Here is a 17,321-nt window from a genome sequence, read left to right as displayed (position 1 = left end):
ATTCCTACATATAAATAATGCGGTGTGTTCCGCTGTAATCGGCTGGTACAGCCATTAGTTCCTCCAGCCAGCCAAGGCCGTAACGGTTCAGATAATACATCATATTATATACTCTCTCCTGCAGTTTACCCAGAGGCATAACGGACAGCTCAATCCGTTCCCACTGACGCAGCGCCGCCTCATTCTGCTTCTCCATCGCATCCAGTGCTTTGCCCTGCAGGAAGGAAATCTGATCTATAATCTTGTCCTTATTGCTGTTCCCCAGCTTCAGCAGACCTGCCTGAATTCCGCCAAGCTGCTCAATCAGCGGCTCGTACATCGCGGAGAATGCGGCTTTGGTCTGTTCAAACCGTTCTTCAATCTTCAGCTCATCCTGTGCAGTTAACCACTCTTTGCGTTTATCATCCAGACCAAGACGCACATCCGTGAAGGACAGTCCGTATTTATCCATATGCTTGTTAAGCGTTCCCTCTATGACTGTAAAAGACATGCGCGGAATAATCAGCGGCATTTGTCCGCCCATTACCTTAAAGGCCTGATGCGGAATCGCCCAGTAAGCCATTTCTCCTTGTCCCAGCACCGTAGCCAGCACAGGCAGTATATAGTCCTGCATCAAGGGACGCGTCAGCACGTTGTTGCTGAACCGCTCAGGATGGCTCTCCAGCAGCTCCAGCAGCTCTGTACGGGAAAAAGATACCACGGATTTCCGGTCTGCGAATCTGTCCCCCTCCTTATGAAGCAGAAGCCGTGCGCCTTCATGTATATAAAAGAGGTTAGCATTCCCGGGTGTCACATCCGCCTGCAGCACGTAACCGCCCGCAGCAATACGATCAGCCGCTGCGGTGTAGGCAGCCTCGAGCTCGTCATTACGCTCGATCATTGCAGCAAACATTGGCATTTCAAGTCTGCGCAGCGCGGAATCGGCAGAATCCAGCAGAATCAGCCCGTATTGACCAAATAGAGAACCCATCAGCTTGGCAAAAGCGGCAGTCATATTGTCCGCACCCAGCGAAGCTGCTGTGACAAACTCCATCACCTGCGGCTTGAATTCGCTATCCTGCAGCAGTCCGTCCAGCTGCCCTACAGCCTGAAGCCAGCTCTCTGCTTCCACCTTGATTTCACTGACAGAAGAACGCGGACCTTCGCCTTTATCCAGCTTAATCCGCGTAATTTCGCCCGTCCGGTTCAGTACATACGTATGATTGACTTCATCCCAGTCATGATCTTCACCGGCAATCCAGAACAGCGGAACAACGTGGCGCCCAAGCTGGGCTGCTGCTTCCCGCGCAGCCTGAATTGTAGTAATTGCCTTATATACTACAAAGAGCGGACCTGTGAACAAACCGCTCTGCTGGCCGCCTGTGACCACCAGCGTATCCGGCTGCTCCAATAAGTCAAGGGAGCGCATTACCGCTCCATGGGCATTATGCTCTGCGTTATAACTGCGTAAGTATGAAACAACCGCGGTACGGTCTGCACGGAGGCTTGCCGTTCCATCAAGCCATTCCGCGCGCTTAACCCGGCTCTCCAGGTTGCGGAAATCCCCGCCGTACAAATGTCCTACAGTTTCATATTGATGTATATAGTCACTGGCGAGCGCAGATCCGCCCGGAAGTGGTTCCGGTACAACATTCATATGCATTTGCCTCCTGTTCTACTATAACCTGCTGTATGTAATCATAAATCGGTAAACCCTTTATGATTGTATCCAAAGTTAGGTGCGGCGTCAAAGAAGAAGCGCCGGCATGGAACTATACAAGCATATATTGAAAGAATAGACGAGAGCTAAACGCTCCCGCCTACGGTGATAATGCTGTTAAATTTTAAGCGAACTGTTTAGCAACAAAATGTCCCTTGGACACTTCGACCAGCTCATAATCGCTATCATTGGTTTTTTCATTTGCACTATAAATTGGGCTGCCCAGCTCATCATGCAGATGAATGCGTTTCTTGTTCGCTTCCACTTCCGGATCCGGAACCGGAATCGCCGAGAGCAGCGACTTGGTGTACGGATGGATCGGGTTAGCGTACAATTCTTCGCTTTCCGCAAGTTCAACCATTTTACCCAGGTACATAACAGCTACACGGTCACTGATATGCTTAACCATGGACAGGTCATGCGCAATGAAGAGATAAGTAAGTCCGAGACGATCCTGAAGTTCTTTGAGCAGGTTGACTACCTGTGCCTGAATGGACACGTCCAGTGCCGAGATCGGCTCATCGCAGACGATGAACTTAGGGTTAACCGCAAGGGAACGGGCAATACCGATACGCTGGCGTTGTCCGCCGGAGAACTCATGCGGATAGCGGGTGGCATGATCATGGTTAAGTCCAACCATATCCAGCAGCTCTTCAATCCGCTTCTTGCGTTCCTGCCGGCTTCCGGCCAGACCATGAATGTCCAGGGCTTCACCGATAATGTCCGATACCGTGAACCGCGGGTTAAGCGATGCATACGGATCCTGGAAGATCATTTGCATATCACGGCGCATCGCCTTCATTTTGCTGCCGGACAATTTGTAGATATCTACACCATTGTATTTCACGCTTCCTGCAGTCGGCTCGTACAAGCGGAGAACCGTACGGCCTGCAGTAGTCTTACCGCAACCGGACTCCCCTACCATACCCAGGGTTTCGCCTTCGCGAATCGAGAAATTAATATTATCAACAGCCTTAAGAACTCTTCCTTTACCTACATTGAAATACTTCTTAAGACCTTCTACTTCAATCAGATTCTTACTCAAACGAACTGCACCTCCTTGGCCATCGAATGCAGATTCCAGCAGCGCGCCATATGCGTTTCGCTGAACTCTGTGGCGCCGGGATCGATCTGTTCGCAAACATGCATTGCTTCGCTGCAACGCGCTGTGAACGGGCAACCGACCGGCGGCTTAATCAGATCCGGGGGAGTACCGATGATCGGAATCAGCGGCTCACCCTTCTTTTGGTCAAGACGCGGCATCGACCGCAAAAGACCTTTGGTGTAAGGGTGCTGGGGATTCTTGAAAATCTCCCAGCGTGTCCCTGTTTCGACCACTTCACCAGCATACATTACGATGACCCGGTCACACATGCCGGCAACCACGCCGAGATCATGTGTAATCAGGATGATGGAGGTCCCTAGTCTTTGCTGCATCTCTTTCATAACTTCCATGATTTGCGCCTGAATGGTTACGTCAAGCGCCGTTGTCGGCTCATCCGCAATCAGGAGAGCCGGGCGGCAGGCCAGAGCAATGGCAATCATTACGCGTTGGCGCATCCCGCCGGAGAATTCGTGGGGATATTGGTTAAAGCGAGCCTCCGCATTTTTAATGCCTACTAATTGCAGCATTTCAATACCTTGCTGTTTCGCTTCGGCCGCTGACATATTCTGATGTTTGATCAAAACTTCGGTTATCTGTTTGCCCACTTTGATAGTTGGGTTCAAAGAAGTCATCGGGTCTTGAAATATCATGCCAATATCTTTGCCGCGAATCGATTCCATTTGTTTCATGCTTAGGTCCAGCAGATTCTTTCCTTGAAAAACAATCTCGCCTTGCTTCACTTTGGAGAGCGGGGCAGGAAGCAGCCGCATAATCGACTGTGCAGTGACACTTTTGCCGCTGCCGGATTCACCGACAATAGCAACGGTCTCGCCTTTGCCTACTTCAAAGTTCAACCCGCGTACAGCCTGAACTTCTCCGCCTTTTACAAAAAAGGAAACTTGCAAATCCTTGACTTGCAGAATGGGTTCCATCATTGTTCACCTCCTATTTCTTCAGCTTGGGATCCAGTGCATCACGGAGACCGTCACCAAAAATATTAAAGGAAAGCATCGTTAAGCTGATCAGGATAGCCGGGAACAGGAAACGCCACGGATAATAAAGCCAGCCAGTCAGTGAATCATTAATCATCGATCCGAGGGAAGCTACAGGAGCCTGTACACCAAGTCCGAGGAAACTCAGGAACGCTTCAGCAAAGATGGCATTTGGTACAGACAGTGTAATGGTTACGATAATCGGACCAACCGCATTCGGCAAAAGGTGTTTGAACAACAGTCTTTTTGACCCTGCACCCATCGAACGCGAAGCCAGAACGAACTCACGGTTCTTCAGCTGCATAATCTCTCCGCGGACAATCCAGGACATCGTAATCCAGCCCGTTATCGTCAGCGCCAGGATGATCGTCCCAAGGCTTGGTTCAAGCACAACCAGGAGAAGGATAACAACCAGCAGGTAAGGAATGGAGTAGAGAATTTCAGATACTTTGTTCATGATATTGTCTACACGTCCACCGAAATAACCCATGATTCCGCCGTAGATAACCCCGATCAAAAGGTCAATGGCAGCGGCAGCCAGGCCGACAATCAGTGAGATACGTGCACCGTACCAGGTACGGACAAAGATATCGCGACCCAGATCATCTGTACCAAACCAGTGCTCGGATGAAGGAGGCTTGTTGGTACTGAGCAAATCATTGGAGTAGTAATTGTACTTTGAGAACAACGGAGCGATAAGCGCCGCAAGGATAATTAGTCCGAGAATACCCAGTGCTGTCATTGCCATTTTGTTCTGGCGCAGACGTTCCCAGGAATCCCGCCAGGCAGACAGACTTTCGCGCTGAATGACTTCAGCTTGCCGTTCATCAATTCCGATTTTACGGAAATCTTCCGGTTTCAGGTTCGCATCCTGCGATACCACATTTTTGTCAGAAGCCAATTTTAGCCCTCCTTTCCACCACTTAGTTTGATACGCGGATCTACAAACACATAAGCTATATCCGTGATAAAGCGTGCTAGCATGAGCAATACGCCATAGAAGATCGTAATCCCCATAATAACGGTATAATCACGCACGCCAATCGCTTCGACGAATTGCTTACCGATACCGCCGACTCCGAAGATCTGCTCGATAACTACAGAACCGGTTACGATGTTAGCCGTCATAGGTCCCATGTAGGTTACAACCGGCAGAATTCCGTTCCGCAGTACGTGACGGCTTAGGATTGCTGCCCAGCTTAGGCCTTTGGCCTTAGCCGTCTTGATGTAATCTGCATGCAGCACTTCCAGCATACTTGAGCGCGTTAGCCTCGCTATAAAGGCTATCGGCTGTGCCGAGAGTGCGGTTACAGGTAAGACATAATACAGGGGACCCTTAAATCCGGAAACCGGGAACATGTGGAACTTATAGGCGAACACATATTGAAGCAGCGAGGCGACTACAAAGCTCGGAACTGCAATCCCCAGCACCGCCAGCACCATGGCCGCGCTGTCAATAAACTTGCGGTGATAGAGTGCCGCCATCATGCCGAGAAAGACTCCGACAATAACCGACACTATAATTGCGATAACCCCCAGCTTTAGAGACGCCGAGAACGTTTGTCCGATCAAGTGAGTTACATCCTGATTCAGACGCTTCATAGATACACCCAGATCACCCTGGACAATTTCACCCAAATACTTGAAATACTGATGATAGAGCGGCTTGTCCAATCCATATTGCTCGTATAAACGCGCTTTTATTTCCGGCGGAACTTTCTTTTCAGAAGTAAACGGGTCCCCCGGAATGGCTTTCATCAGAAAAAAGGTCGCTGAAATTAGCACAAACAGCGAGACAAGCATATAGAAGAACTTATTGGCAACATAACGAACCATCCCCATCAACACCTCCTTCGACATTTTTTTTGAGACACATAATTAGATTTTATGAAAAAAATGGCCATTTGTCTAATTTCTTATTTTGTAAGTTCGTGAAATCTTTAACAAAAAGCCTGAAATGCAAAAAAAAGGGATATATATGGAATTCCACATATATATCCCGAAGTATATTGCTACCTTCAGACAACCACTATTCAGTTAAGCTAACCGAAGGTTCTACAATTCTTAGTGCTCAAGCAGGTAAGCACGAGTGAAGTCGATTGCACCGCTGAAGTCAAGAGTTACACCTTTGAGGTACTCTTTAGTCAGGGAGTTGTTTGTGTAGTAGTAGAACGGAATCAGAATCATATCATCTTCAATGATCATTTTTTCAGCTTTAGCAAACATTTCTTGGCGTGCTGCCAGGTCGGAGCTTGCTTTAGCGTCATTGATCAGCTTGTCGTATTCAGGGTTAGCGTAACCAGTATCATTGTTACCGCCGCCTGTTACCCACATATCCAGGAAGGTCATTGGATCATTGTAATCCGCAGTCCAGCCAGCACGTGCGATCTGGTAGTTCAGGTTTTGACGGTTGTCGATGAATACTGCCCATTCCTGGTTAACAGTGTTTACAGTGATACCCAGAGCTTGTTTCCACATATCAGCTACAGCCAAAGCGATTTTCTTGTGGCCTTCACTTGTGTTGTAAGACAATTCAACCGGTGGCAGTTCAGTCAGACCTTCTTCAGCCAGACCTTCAGCCAGCAATTTCTTAGCGGCTTCTGTATCTTCTGTGAAGTAGCTGTCTTTAACTGCTGTACGGAATTCACCGTCAGCGCCAGCGATACCCGGAGGTACAAAGCCGAATGCTGGAAGTTGTCCACCCAGTGTTACGTTGTCGATCAGCGCTTGACGGTTAACAGTCATCGCCAGGGCTTTACGGATTTTAACGTTGTCGAAAGGTTTTTCAGTGATGTTGAATTCATAGTAGTAGGTACTTGCGATACCTTTTCTCTGGAATTCGTTAGGAAGCTCTTTTTGTACAATTGGAATCTGTTCTTGCGGGATTTCACCGTGTGGTGCACCAGCACGGTCAAGCTCACCGTTCTTGTAGCTGAGCAGTTCAGTTGCGCCGCTGTTTACCAGGGAGAAGTCAATTTTAGCAAGCTTGATGTTAGCAGCATCCCAATATTTATCGTTCTTGCTTACTTGCAGGGATTGGCCGGTAGTCCACTCAGTCAATGTGAACGCACCGTTAGTGATCATAGTATCTTTGTTTGTTGCCCATTTAGTATTACCCTCAACGGATTTGTGTACAGGGTAATAAGTATAGAAGGACAGAAGGCCAAGGAAGTATGGAGTTGGTGCTTTCAGCGTAACTTCAAGAGTTTTCGCATCAACAGCTTTTACGCCCACTTCGTTGAAATCTGTAACTTTCTTTCCATAATATTCTTCAGCGTTCTTCAGGTAGTACAATTGGTAAGCATAAGGTGCAGTTGGATCTGTGTTAGGATCCAGCACGATTTTCCAGGCGCGAACGAAGTCAGCAGCTTCTACAGGGTCGCCGTTGCTCCATTGTGCATCACGCAGTTTGAATGTATATACCAGACCGTCAGGGGAAATTTCCCAAGATTCGGCAATTCCCGGCTCAGCTTGGCCAGTTTCGTCATTCATGCGGGTCAAACCTTCATACATAGTTTTCAGGACGGTATTCGCTTGGCTGTCCTGAGCTTGAGCAGGGTCAAAAGTAGGTGGTTCTGCAGTCAGGTTGACTCTAAGTGTCTGGTCAGCAGCCAGTTTCTCGTCACCGGTTGTTCCTGTGTTCGTGCTACCTTCATTACCGGCTGCATTTGTTGCTGCAGCATTGGTGCCGCTGTTAGCATTGTTATTGTTTCCGCCGCAGCCAGCAAGCACTGTGCCGATAACCAAAACTAATGCGAACATGAGCAATAGACTTTTACTCTTCTTCATCTAGCAGTTCCCCCTAAATAGAATGTGGTATATGGTTTATGATTATACAACCAGTGGTCAAAAAAATCTAGAGCAATATTTTCTGAAAACGACTTTTTTTTAATTCTTTAAAATTTTGTGACGTTGACGCTTCACCGGAGCAGTGGAACATTACATCGCTTGTGATATGTATCGTATGAGGCCTACAATCATAAATATTACGTAACTGGTCCCCATAAAAAAGAACGAAAGCCGCCAAACTGCCCGTAATAACCGTTTTCCGTCGACCGATCCCTTAAGCCGGTTTTGCGCGCCTCCAATCAGTCCAGCGGATATTAATACAATAAGTAGTATAAGAAAGAACCCGAAATTCGAATGAAAGATCGTATTAAATAATCCTGAAACTGACAGCAGTAAAAATAAAGTAGTCACGTCCATCGCCAGCAGAAAAGTTTTCCTCTTCTCTTGCTTAAGACCGATGCCCGCGAAATATACGATTAAAAAAGGAACAATCGGAATAACGCTTAATACGCCGAACGAATTCCGCAAAAATTCCAAACAGCCTCACCTCTCCCTCACAGTCATGCCCTCTACCAGTCCGCAGATCCAGCGGTGCAGCGGAACCTCCACCCCGTGCTGCAGCCCCATATTCACAATGCTTCCGTTAATCCAGCGGATTTCCGTTTCCCTTGAAGCAAGCACATCGGCCAGCATGGATGAAATATTGCCCGATGTAGCCCGGCAAACTTCAAGAATGGCCTCCCAGACATGCTTCTCATAGGTAATCCCGCAGGCATCATAGGTCTGTACAGCCTCTGTGTACAGTTCCTTCATGATCTGTACACGCTCAGGTGAAGCCAACAGCCCGCCGTTTGGGACCCGCCATATTGCGGTTAGAGGATTAATTACAGCATTGATCAAGAGCTTCCGGTAAATGATGGTATCCACTTCTTTCGACAGAGAGGCGTTGAATCCTGCTGTTGCAAGGGCCTTAGCAAAACTTATTGTGCCGCCATTACCCCAATCCTGTGCGTTTGATTCATTGTGATGTAGAGATTGATTGCTTTTCCCTATACAGATTTCCCCTCTACCTGCATGAATAACCTCTGTTAATGTTTTCCTCTTGGCAGCCTCAGTGGTTACCGCCACCCAGAGGGAGGATTCCGGCAGAAGCTCCTGCAGCAGCTCTAAGTGTCCACAGCCGTTCTGGAAACATATCATTGTAAGATTCCGTTCTTGAAGCGGCCGCAGAATCTCCGGAAGCTCATGATGCAGCACCGTTTGTTTGACCGTTATCAGCGTAACCTCTCCCGGATCAGCCAGCTGCCGTTGCGTATACTTACTCACTGGTTCAGCCGAGAAGCGGTCACCCTTAACGAATATTGCCTCTCCGCCGTCCTCATAGCTGACTGTTAGACCACTGCTTGCTAATTCTCTGCACTGCTGCTCACTCCGGCACCACAGTCTGACTTCGCTCCCCGCACTGATGAGCTTGCCGGCAAGCAGGAGGCCGAGCGCCCCCGCCCCTATGATATCAATCTTCATGCATACGCCTCCTCCTGCCGCCGGTAATTTTCCTAATTATATCCTGCACCTCCGCTCAAAGCAAAACACAAAAAATCCTGCAATGCCGGTGCCGTGAGGCACTGGGATGCAGGATTTGCGGGATTCATGTTCTATTCGATCCGTTCCAGGTTTCCATTCGCGTCCATTTTGAAGCGGGTTTTTTCCTCTTCTTCTTCATTTAGAAATGCGAGTCTGCGGGCCCGGTCCATAATCTGGATCAGCGCTTTGTAATCATCATTGACTACACGGTAATCGCTCTGGGCTAGATTAACTTCCTTGGATAAGCGTTCATTCTCTGCTCTCAGCTCCGTCAGTTCATCTTCCTTCTCTCGCAAATCCCGCTCCAGCATCTTCAGCTGCCGCCCAGCCTCCTGGAACGTGCCTTTCCATTGTCTCAGAAACCGGATTACCGCATCAATCGATAAGCTGTTCTCGCTTAACCCTTCGCTTCGTCCGTAATCCTCTTCAATGTCTCCGAGAATCAGTCCTGCTACCTGCGCACCTCTGGAAGCCGGCTGTTTCTTCAAATAACTTCGTTTCTGACGCTGGCCTTTTGCAATCCCGATAGCATCCTCGTAACTTTTGCGTACGCAGCTGTTCCAGCGGAAACCGCAGGCAGCCGAGGTTCTGCCGATTTTTTCACCCACCTCTTCAAAAGCAGCAAGCTGTGTGCTGCCCTCACGGATATGACGCAGCGTTATTTCTGCCAATATCAGATCATCTTCCGCACTCCAAGCATCCTGTCTAACGGCTGTCATAAAGCCTAACCCTCCTAACAACATCATGAAATAACCATCTTCAGAACCGGCAGCTCCGCCGGGTAGTGAATAGGGATAAAAGCTGCTTACTCCATTTCTATGCCTCTATTAGAGTTCATAGAATCTATTTGATACTAAATTGTATTGCCATTTTGGCTGAACATCATACTTACAATGCTATAAATTCTTTAATTCCACGAGAAAAGCTTGTGTCAATTATAAAAATCATAAATATTATGATTTCCTGCTTTTTTTTCAATGAATTCGTTTACAGTGTTTTGCCGAGCCGTTATAATGAAAGGTAAGCAGCAGTAGCCGGATTCATACTGGAAGGGGGACTCTCTCTTGGACCGCATGTTTCGCGTATTGGGATTTTTCACACTCGTTATCGGACTTATGGCTTTCGCCGGTGATCTTACAGAAATGGCCCTGCTATTCTTTTTACAAACCGCTTTTTTTGTGATCCTTGGCTACATGAAATTCACGGAAAAGACCTACATTCTGCTTTTCTGGGGTTATATGATCCTGACCTTCTCGGGCTTCAGCTATTGGACAGTCTTTCAGATGGGTCTGCCGCTGTAACGAATATACAGTACTGAAACGGATAGTGTTCCTTTATCTCAAGGAGCATACTCCGTTTTTTTATTTTGAGAATTGGGGTCCCCGCAAAGTACCTGAGTAATCCCCGAAGCTAGGCCCCACTTTGTGGGGTAATTTTGTTTGTCCGAATGTAGTTCCCGGATGCCGAAACAGGGTATGATATTTTAACAGGCAGAAACATATTATTAGTACATACCTATTACTCAACTCTGTTCAAGGTGGTGATGTGGTGTTATTCCGCAGTTCCTTACGCCGGTTATTTGCAGCTCTACTCCTTCTCACCTGCACACTTCTGCCGCTGGCTTCACCGGTATATCTGTCCGCCGACCCAGGTTCCGGCCTCAGTGCTTCAGCACCTGCCGTTCCGGATAATGAAGAAACCCGCAAGCTGCTCGAACAGACTCTGTCCTCAGGGGAAATTGAACGGGAGATTGTCCGGATTACGGCAGAACAACAAGCACTTGAAAGTGAAGTCGCCACGCTGACCCGGCAGTCGGCCGCCAAACAAACGGCCATTGCAGATCAGCAGGAACGCGCAGGCGCAGTTGTGCGGGCTTATTATATGGGGGAACGCGATGGATTGCTTGCAGCCTTACTGTCCGCCAAAAGCATCAGCAGAGTACTCGCTCTTTATGATTATTATGAGATTATTATGGGGCAGGACCGGGACACGCTGTCGCAGTATGAAACACAATACAAGGATTTGAAAAAAACAATTGCGGCCGTACAGCGCAGCTCTGAAGAGCTTGCCGGGCTCAAAACAGCACTCCAGGAGCAGCAAAAGCGTGTGCTTGCTTTGAATGAAGAAATTGAGGGCGGTATTCAGGCCAGTACAGATCCTGAGCGCATGGGGGTACTGCTGGAGGAATTCAGTAAATATTGGGAGAATATCGGAATACATGAGGTTAAGACTTATTTCAAGGCGTTATCCTCGGCGATGAAGCATCTGCCGCAGTTCGTCCAGGACCGGGACGGTGTGCTGGTACGTAAGGGGATGACTTATAATCTTGCGCTGAAGGAAAAGGATTTGAACGAATTCCTGGTCACGCAGAATACGCTGTTCAAGGATTTCGCTTTTCATTTCAAGGATAACGAGATTACAGCCACGGGCAAGAGCGGCGGGCTGTCACTGACATTGACCGGTCATTACACCATTCAGGAGGAACCGGTCAACGGATTAATGTTCCATGTGGACCATGTGGTCTTCAATGGACTGGAGCTGCCGGATACCACCCGTCAGGCGCTGGAGGAAGAGTTCGATCTGGGATTCTATCCGTCAAAAATCGTCTCATTCCTGCATGCCACGGAAGTATTCAGCTCGGACGGCGTGCTCCATGTCAAGCTGTCCCTCTCATTCTGAGGCTGCGGCCGCGGCTTGGTATCCCGCCGCATCCAGCTTGCCGGTCAAGAGCAGGATTGCCGCTTCCGCCTTGCGGCTCCACTCGCCCTCAGAGTCTGACTCGGGGGCATTGTCATCGGTGAGGAATAATTTGGAGTCGAACGGAAGCCGGGAGATTTCAGGCAATCCGGAGCGGTACAACTCATCCAGTGCAGGCAGATGGTCGGTATTCTCCAGCCATTCCAGCTGAGCCGAGCTTGAAGTCACATAAGCCAGCCATTTGACCGCTGCTTCAGGGCTGCCGGATTGTGCCGGGAGCGCAAAAAAGCGGCTATGGATTGCCTCGTAGATGTTGTAGCCCGTCTGTTCCAGCGGCGCTTGGACCGCCAGTGTGGAGTTTCCATATTTTTTCCATTCGGAGAGCGGCACTACGGCCACCGCAAGCTTACCATCCTGCAGCATATCCCAGATATTCTGATTAAACCGGCTGGTCAGAAAAAAATATCCTCGGGCAGCTTCGGTCCACGCCGCTTGCGCTTCACTCATAGACAGCAGTCTCCCTCCCATGCTATGCAGTACAGCAGCATAACCATAAGGATTCCGCGTATCCATTGCCAGCAGATAATGTTCCTTCGTCTCTTCCCCGTTCAGCCGGCCTAGCAGTCCATTCCATTCTTCCAGACTTGAAGGTGCCCCGGAAAGACCCCACTCCGCAAGCCGCTGCGGAGAATATACCAATACATAGGGATCAATATCGAGCGGAACGCCCCAGTCGTATCCGTTCCACTGCATTTGCTGGATCAGCATGGTAAGAGGGGTGCTCCCGGGAACACTCTGGTATATATCTACAGGCAGCAAATATCCGCGGGAAGCCAGATCAAAAATACTGTGGCCGTCCAGCATCACAATATCCGGACTATCCCCGACCGTCAGTTCCTCGCGTACCTGAGCTGCCCCGTCTTCTTCAGCATCCACATTGGTCAGCTGTACGCTGACCCCGCTCGAAAGGCTGTAATTTTGGCTGATCCGCTGCAGTACACTAAATTCCAAACTGCTGAGTGATACGCGGATGGTCAAGCTCTGCTCGTCCCCAAGTTCACCTGAAGGGGGGCGCTTCGATTGGTCCAGCGGCTGTCTGGGCGGATAGCTTCCCTCATCCGTGTCCAGCTCCATGCCGGGTGACAGGCTTGTCAGCGACAGCAGCAGAACAGCAAACAGCAGCCAATAGTTTTTGCGTCTCAGCACGTGCTTCTCTCTCCTCCCGCGATCCTCGTCTTCCTCATTTTAGCAGACATATACGTGCTTGTCTGCGTTTGTGAAAACGTTCTCTTTCTATTATATAGGTGTGAACGGCGTGAGGGGGTGAGTCTGATGAACCGGTCGCCGGTTGGGCGGTATTCGCACCTGCGGTGAATATTTGGACTTCCGGCCGCTGTTGTCTCCAGATTTCTTCGATTAGTCCGCTGTGCGCGGTTGAAATCCGGAGACAAAGGCGGACGCTCCCGCTCCTACAGTTCCAAAATCCCCCTCCGGTGCTCCCGCCATATCGGCTCAGCTCTTACAGCCTGACCCCCCACCGTTCCGGGGGCGGGGCAGACAAAAGCCGGGAGTGGTCATCTCCCGGCCGTGATTGTGCTTATCAACCGGCGGACTGCCGGCTAATGAAGCTGATAGAGCTGTAGTGCATAAAACCATAGTGCATAAAGAGTTAAAACTAAGCAGCTACAGCAAATCCGCAGCCAGCTGAGCCAGATGCGAACGCTCACCCTTCTCAAGCGTGATATGGCCGCTAATGCCCTGCTGCTTAAATTTCTCAACGATATAGCTGAGCCCGTTGCTCGCGGCATCCAGATAAGGATGGTCGATTTGCTCCGGATCTCCCATCAGAATCACCTTGCTGCCTTCACCGGCGCGGGAGACGATCGTCTTCACTTCATGCCGGGACAGGTTCTGCGCCTCATCAATGATGATGAACTGCGACGGAATCGAACGTCCGCGGATATAAGTGAGCGCCTCTACCTGGATGCTGCCCAGGCCCATCAATATTTTATCGATATCTCCGGCTTTTTTGGTATCAAACAGGAACTCGAGGTTATCATAGATCGGCTGCATCCAGGGACGGAGCTTCTCGTCCTTCTCCCCCGGCAAATATCCGATATCCTTACCCATCGGGACTACAGGACGCGCGATCAGGAGCTTCTTGTATTTATGTTCGTCCTCCACCTTGAACAGTCCGGCGGCAAGCGCCAGCAGCGTCTTCCCTGTACCCGCTTTACCGGTAATGGTCACCAGCGGAATATCATCATTCAGCAGGAGCTCAAGCGCCATCCGCTGCTGGGCATTCCGGGCGCTGATGCCCCACACCGCATCATTGCCGAGGTACAGCGGTTCGAGCCGGCTGGCATCACTGTTCACCTTGAGCAGTGCCGATTTGCCGCTGCCAATCTCATCCTTCAGAATGACAAATTCATGAGGGTAGAGCGGGTAGGACAACGACAGCTGCTTGATAGACAAGAAACGGTGACTATAATATTCATCGATCAGCGAAGGATGCACCATCAGCGACTGGCAGCCGGAATACAGCTCATTCAAATCTCCGGTTCGGTCGGATAAATAATCCTCCGGTGTTATGCCAAGCACATCCGCTTTGATGCGGACGAGTACATCTTTACTTACGAGTACCACAGGGCTGGGGTCAGCCTTTTCATTCTCCTCATGGAGATAATTGAGGGCAACAGCCAATATGCGGTTATCGTTCGAGACCTCCCCGAACATCTCCTGTACCTTTACGAAGCTGCGGTGGTTAAGCTCTACCTTCAGCGTGCCTCCATGTTCCAGTACCACACCACTGTGCAGGTGGCCCAGTTCCCGGAGTCCGTCTAACAAACGTGACACGGTGCGGGCGTTGCGGCCGATTTCATCGGCATTACGCTTCTTGGAGTCGATTTCTTCCAGGACTACAGCGGGAATGACAACTTCATTCGCCTTGAAAGCAAAAATCGAATTGGGGTCGTGCAGTAGCACGTTAGTGTCTAGTACGAATATCTTTTTCATGGTATCCCCTCCACAGCGCCTGGTTTGATTGATCATACATAACTCTATTCAGCAAGGGCAAGATAAAGTAAACCACTGAACTATGGCTGAAAGGAGTAAGCACATATGAGAAAATCAATGTGTCTGTTGCTGGTACTGCTGCTGCTGACAAGCTGCGGTATCGCTAATAAAGAGACATCACCCTCTCCTCAGGATAAACAATCGTCAAAGGCCTTGAGCAGCCAGGGGAATCGCGGAGTACGGACATTGTCCGAAGATGGTACAGCACTTGAACCTACAGCAGAGAACGGACAGCCTTCTAACGTTAAGGGCGAAAGCAATGTTGCACTTAAGGATTATTTTGAACAGTTAGCCAAAAGAGTTCCCGGTGTAAACGGAGCCCACTGTGTCGTAATGAACAACATTGCCGTTGTCGGCATTGATGTCGACGGATCGCTTACCCGCTCACGGGTCGGAAGCGTGAAATACACGGTAGCGGAAGCTATCCGCAAAGACCCGAGGGGTGTAAGAACGCTCGTTACTGCCGATATGGACCTCACCAGCAGGTTAGCCGAGATGGGAAAGCATATTACTAAGGGAAACCCGGTATCCGGCTTCGCCTCAGAAATGGCCGACATTATCGGCCGGATCATCCCGCAACTGCCAGAGGATATCAAACCGCAAGGTAACGGACAATAAGCTTGAACATTCCTGTACAAAGCACTGGATCTGGAGACAAAAAAAGCCTAGTGACGGCACACTAGGCTTTTTGCATGGCGGCAAATACTTGTCCGTCCAGCTTCTCAGCCGCACGCGCATCGTATACCTTCGCATATTTCGGAGCAGATTCCAGATGAGCGCCGTAGAACAGCGCATTGCGGACCGCTTCAATCTCAACATCAAAACAGCACATCTTAAAAGGAACATCCGGCAGAGGGTCCTGCTTCACAGAAGCACGCCCGTTGATGGCATGAACCGTTCCCTCACCAAACACAGTAATGGTTACCAGCGGATTGACCTTCATGTTGTTCACAAGTCTGGAACGGTGATCTACCGATAAGCGCACAATAGAAGGGCTCACTGCATAGATCCAGGAAATCGCAGTAGAGGTAGGGCCACCGGATTCAGCATCCACAGTGTTTAGAAGAACAAAGGTTTCCGACTGCAGCATAGCTAGCAGTGTTTCGCCCAGCTGAGCAACGGCTTCGGACATAAGTACAGACCCCCAATCGCAGCGTGAGTGCATTCAATTTATTATATTATAGCACAGGATGAAACTTGCATTCAATTTGTAGATTCTTTCCTGCTGCTGCTTATGGACTGTCTGCGGCTGCAGAAGCAGCGGTGCCAGAGAGGCCGGATATCTGGTCCTGAAGGCTTTTCTTGGCTGCGTCCAGCTCTTTATCGTCAATATATACATAGGGACTGCGCCAGGTTCCTGTCACCGGCACAAATTCTACATTCTCCTTAGATATATTCCAGTAAGTAGCTATCATGCTTTTGATCTGGGCATTCTCAATATCGCTTGCCAGATTATCGTCCACGGCATCCAGCACCTTGCCGATTTTGAGCACCCCTCCGAGTGATTGCATCTGTGCGATCAGCGAATTAAGCACTTCATTCTGGCGTTTATTGCGGTCAAAATCGTCAGAAGGCTTCGTTGCCGGACTGCAATTGGATTTACGGTAACGTACATAATCAAGCGCCTTATCCCCGTTTAGCTGGGCTTGGCCTTTCTTGAGATTAATATCGGTTCCGTCCACACTGTCCGTGTAGCACATATTCTCGCTGATATTGACATCTACACCGCCGAATTCATCCACGATATCCCGGAAGCCCTGGAAATCAAGCACAGTGACATAATCGACCTGAATATCGAGATATTTGCTCATCATGGTCTTCATTTCATCCCCGGCCAGAATCCCTGAGGTCTTCTCCTTGCTCTTGAAGCGGGAGTAGAACGCATTGATTTTGGTTTTCTTATAGCCACTAAGCTCTACGTAAGTATCGCGCGGCAGTGAAACTACGGTTGCCGATTGGGTCTCCGGGTTCAGCGCCGCAACCATGATGACATCCGTCAGATTGGACGGGTGCTTCGGACGGTTGTCAGTGCCTAGCAGCAGCATTGTCAGCGGCTTCTCTGAAGCAGACTGCCCGGCCTGAACCGGCTGGTCCACGCCGAACCCTCCCTGATCAAACTTCCAGTACAAGTACCCTGCGTAGCCCAGCGCCGCAATTACGGCAACCAGGAGGAGGATCAGCAGCAGTCTCATCAGCCGGGCGAAAAACCCGCGTTTCTTAGGCTTCTTCTTACTAGATTTCGTAGATTTGGTTGATTTCGTTGATTTGGTTAAGGCAGCGGGTCTAGACTGCTGTCTGTTGGTTCCTTGCTGGCCATTCGATCTGGGTGGCAGACTGCCCTTGCTTGTATTCATAATTGAATTAGGTCCTTTTCATTCAG

General features: G+C 49.5%; 16 protein-coding genes. 3 read left to right on the top strand and 13 right to left on the bottom strand.

All coding sequences use genetic code 11. The features are described from left to right. Positions 1 to 4: 4 nt before the first annotated feature. From bshC to MKX70_RS13960, 9 genes are all read right to left on the bottom strand, one after another. Positions 5 to 1,636, bottom strand: a complete 1,632-nt coding sequence (gene bshC / locus MKX70_RS14000) for a bacillithiol biosynthesis cysteine-adding enzyme BshC (protein WP_042238538.1) — start codon at positions 1,634 to 1,636, stop codon at positions 5 to 7. 187 nt (positions 1,637 to 1,823) lie between these two features. Then, the gene (locus MKX70_RS13995) at positions 1,824 to 2,744 is read right to left on the bottom strand and encodes an ABC transporter ATP-binding protein (RefSeq protein WP_042238539.1); all 921 of its coding nucleotides are present in this window, start codon (positions 2,742 to 2,744) and stop codon (positions 1,824 to 1,826) included. Then, positions 2,741 to 3,736, bottom strand: a complete 996-nt coding sequence (locus MKX70_RS13990; protein ID WP_042243196.1) for an ABC transporter ATP-binding protein — start codon at positions 3,734 to 3,736, stop codon at positions 2,741 to 2,743. The genes MKX70_RS13995 and MKX70_RS13990 overlap by 4 nt, the downstream gene beginning before the upstream one ends. A 13-nt stretch (positions 3,737 to 3,749) precedes the next feature. Then, the gene (locus MKX70_RS13985; RefSeq protein ID WP_039304225.1) at positions 3,750 to 4,697 is read right to left on the bottom strand and encodes an ABC transporter permease; all 948 of its coding nucleotides are present in this window, start codon (positions 4,695 to 4,697) and stop codon (positions 3,750 to 3,752) included. A gap of 2 nt (positions 4,698 to 4,699) precedes the next feature. Next, the gene (locus tag MKX70_RS13980; protein WP_039304450.1) at positions 4,700 to 5,632 is read right to left on the bottom strand and encodes an ABC transporter permease; all 933 of its coding nucleotides are present in this window, start codon (positions 5,630 to 5,632) and stop codon (positions 4,700 to 4,702) included. Positions 5,633 to 5,860: 228 nt separating this feature from the next. Continuing rightward, entirely contained in the window at positions 5,861 to 7,585 is a 1,725-nt protein-coding gene (locus tag MKX70_RS13975; RefSeq protein ID WP_042238540.1) for a peptide ABC transporter substrate-binding protein, read from the bottom strand. A 150-nt stretch (positions 7,586 to 7,735) separates the two neighbouring features. Then, the gene (locus tag MKX70_RS13970) at positions 7,736 to 8,113 is read right to left on the bottom strand and encodes a DUF3397 domain-containing protein (protein WP_339843014.1); all 378 of its coding nucleotides are present in this window, start codon (positions 8,111 to 8,113) and stop codon (positions 7,736 to 7,738) included. A gap of 15 nt (positions 8,114 to 8,128) precedes the next feature. Continuing rightward, positions 8,129 to 9,109, bottom strand: a complete 981-nt coding sequence (locus tag MKX70_RS13965) for a ketopantoate reductase family protein (RefSeq protein WP_042238542.1) — start codon at positions 9,107 to 9,109, stop codon at positions 8,129 to 8,131. Positions 9,110 to 9,240: 131 nt separating this feature from the next. After that, positions 9,241 to 9,888, bottom strand: a complete 648-nt coding sequence (locus tag MKX70_RS13960; protein ID WP_039304213.1) for an RsfA family transcriptional regulator — start codon at positions 9,886 to 9,888, stop codon at positions 9,241 to 9,243. Positions 9,889 to 10,233: 345 nt separating this feature from the next. Here MKX70_RS13960 and MKX70_RS13955 point away from each other — a divergent pair, with 345 nt between their 5' ends. Both MKX70_RS13955 and MKX70_RS13950 read left to right on the top strand, forming a co-directional pair. Further along, a complete protein-coding gene (locus tag MKX70_RS13955) occupies positions 10,234 to 10,470 on the top strand; it encodes a DUF2626 domain-containing protein (RefSeq protein WP_042238543.1) in 237 nt (78 codons plus the stop codon). Between the two features lie 247 nt (positions 10,471 to 10,717). Continuing rightward, entirely contained in the window at positions 10,718 to 11,848 is a 1,131-nt protein-coding gene (locus MKX70_RS13950; protein WP_052416666.1) for a coiled-coil domain-containing protein, read from the top strand. Here MKX70_RS13950 and MKX70_RS13945 read toward each other — a convergent pair. Together MKX70_RS13945 and MKX70_RS13940 are read right to left on the bottom strand one after the other, a co-directional pair. Next, on the bottom strand, positions 11,840 to 13,072 hold the full coding sequence (locus tag MKX70_RS13945) for an extracellular solute-binding protein (RefSeq protein ID WP_042238544.1): 1,233 nt from the start codon (positions 13,070 to 13,072) through the stop codon (positions 11,840 to 11,842). The two genes, MKX70_RS13950 and MKX70_RS13945, sit on opposite strands and share 9 nt — an antisense overlap. A gap of 477 nt (positions 13,073 to 13,549) precedes the next feature. Further along, positions 13,550 to 14,881 (bottom strand): PhoH family protein, encoded by a 1,332-nt coding sequence (locus tag MKX70_RS13940; RefSeq protein ID WP_039304201.1) that lies wholly within the window; start codon positions 14,879 to 14,881, stop codon positions 13,550 to 13,552. 105 nt (positions 14,882 to 14,986) lie between these two features. Here MKX70_RS13940 and MKX70_RS13935 point away from each other — a divergent pair, with 105 nt between their 5' ends. Further along, the gene (locus tag MKX70_RS13935; RefSeq protein WP_042238546.1) at positions 14,987 to 15,559 is read left to right on the top strand and encodes a YhcN/YlaJ family sporulation lipoprotein; all 573 of its coding nucleotides are present in this window, start codon (positions 14,987 to 14,989) and stop codon (positions 15,557 to 15,559) included. Between the two features lie 61 nt (positions 15,560 to 15,620). On the opposite strand, the gene MKX70_RS13930 is transcribed toward MKX70_RS13935, so the two are convergent. Beyond that, the gene (locus MKX70_RS13930) at positions 15,621 to 16,073 is read right to left on the bottom strand and encodes a pyridoxamine 5'-phosphate oxidase family protein (protein WP_042139404.1); all 453 of its coding nucleotides are present in this window, start codon (positions 16,071 to 16,073) and stop codon (positions 15,621 to 15,623) included. Positions 16,074 to 16,173: 100 nt separating this feature from the next. Then, positions 16,174 to 17,295 carry an LCP family protein gene (locus MKX70_RS13925; RefSeq protein ID WP_042238547.1) on the bottom strand — a complete coding sequence of 374 codons (1,122 nt, stop codon included), beginning with the start codon at positions 17,293 to 17,295 and terminating at the stop codon, positions 16,174 to 16,176. Between the last annotated feature and the right edge of the window lie 26 nt (positions 17,296 to 17,321).

Source organism: Paenibacillus sp. FSL R7-0312, from assembly GCF_038004445.1.
GTDB lineage: Bacteria > Bacillota > Bacilli > Paenibacillales > Paenibacillaceae > Paenibacillus_AQ.
This window is presented reverse-complemented; position numbering and strand designations above follow the sequence as displayed.

Bases quoted from the DNA above. Each gene is read 5' to 3' on its own strand.
- MKX70_RS13975 (WP_042238540.1), bottom strand. From the start codon at position 7,585: ATGAAGAAGAGTAAAAGTCTATTGCTCATGTTCGCATTAGTTTTGGTT.
- MKX70_RS13965 (WP_042238542.1), bottom strand. From the start codon at position 9,109: ATGAAGATTGATATCATAGGGGCGGGGGCGCTCGGCCTCCTGCTTGCC.
- MKX70_RS13935 (WP_042238546.1), top strand. From the start codon at position 14,987: ATGAGAAAATCAATGTGTCTGTTGCTGGTACTGCTGCTGCTGACAAGC.
- MKX70_RS13930 (WP_042139404.1), bottom strand. From the start codon at position 16,073: ATGTCCGAAGCCGTTGCTCAGCTGGGCGAAACACTGCTAGCTATGCTG.
- MKX70_RS13960 (WP_039304213.1), bottom strand. From the start codon at position 9,888: ATGACAGCCGTTAGACAGGATGCTTGGAGTGCGGAAGATGATCTGATA.
- MKX70_RS13940 (WP_039304201.1), bottom strand. From the start codon at position 14,881: ATGAAAAAGATATTCGTACTAGACACTAACGTGCTACTGCACGACCCC.
- MKX70_RS13980 (WP_039304450.1), bottom strand. From the start codon at position 5,632: ATGGTTCGTTATGTTGCCAATAAGTTCTTCTATATGCTTGTCTCGCTG.
- MKX70_RS13925 (WP_042238547.1), bottom strand. From the start codon at position 17,295: ATGAATACAAGCAAGGGCAGTCTGCCACCCAGATCGAATGGCCAGCAA.
- bshC (WP_042238538.1), bottom strand. From the start codon at position 1,636: ATGAATGTTGTACCGGAACCACTTCCGGGCGGATCTGCGCTCGCCAGT.
- MKX70_RS13990 (WP_042243196.1), bottom strand. From the start codon at position 3,736: ATGGAACCCATTCTGCAAGTCAAGGATTTGCAAGTTTCCTTTTTTGTA.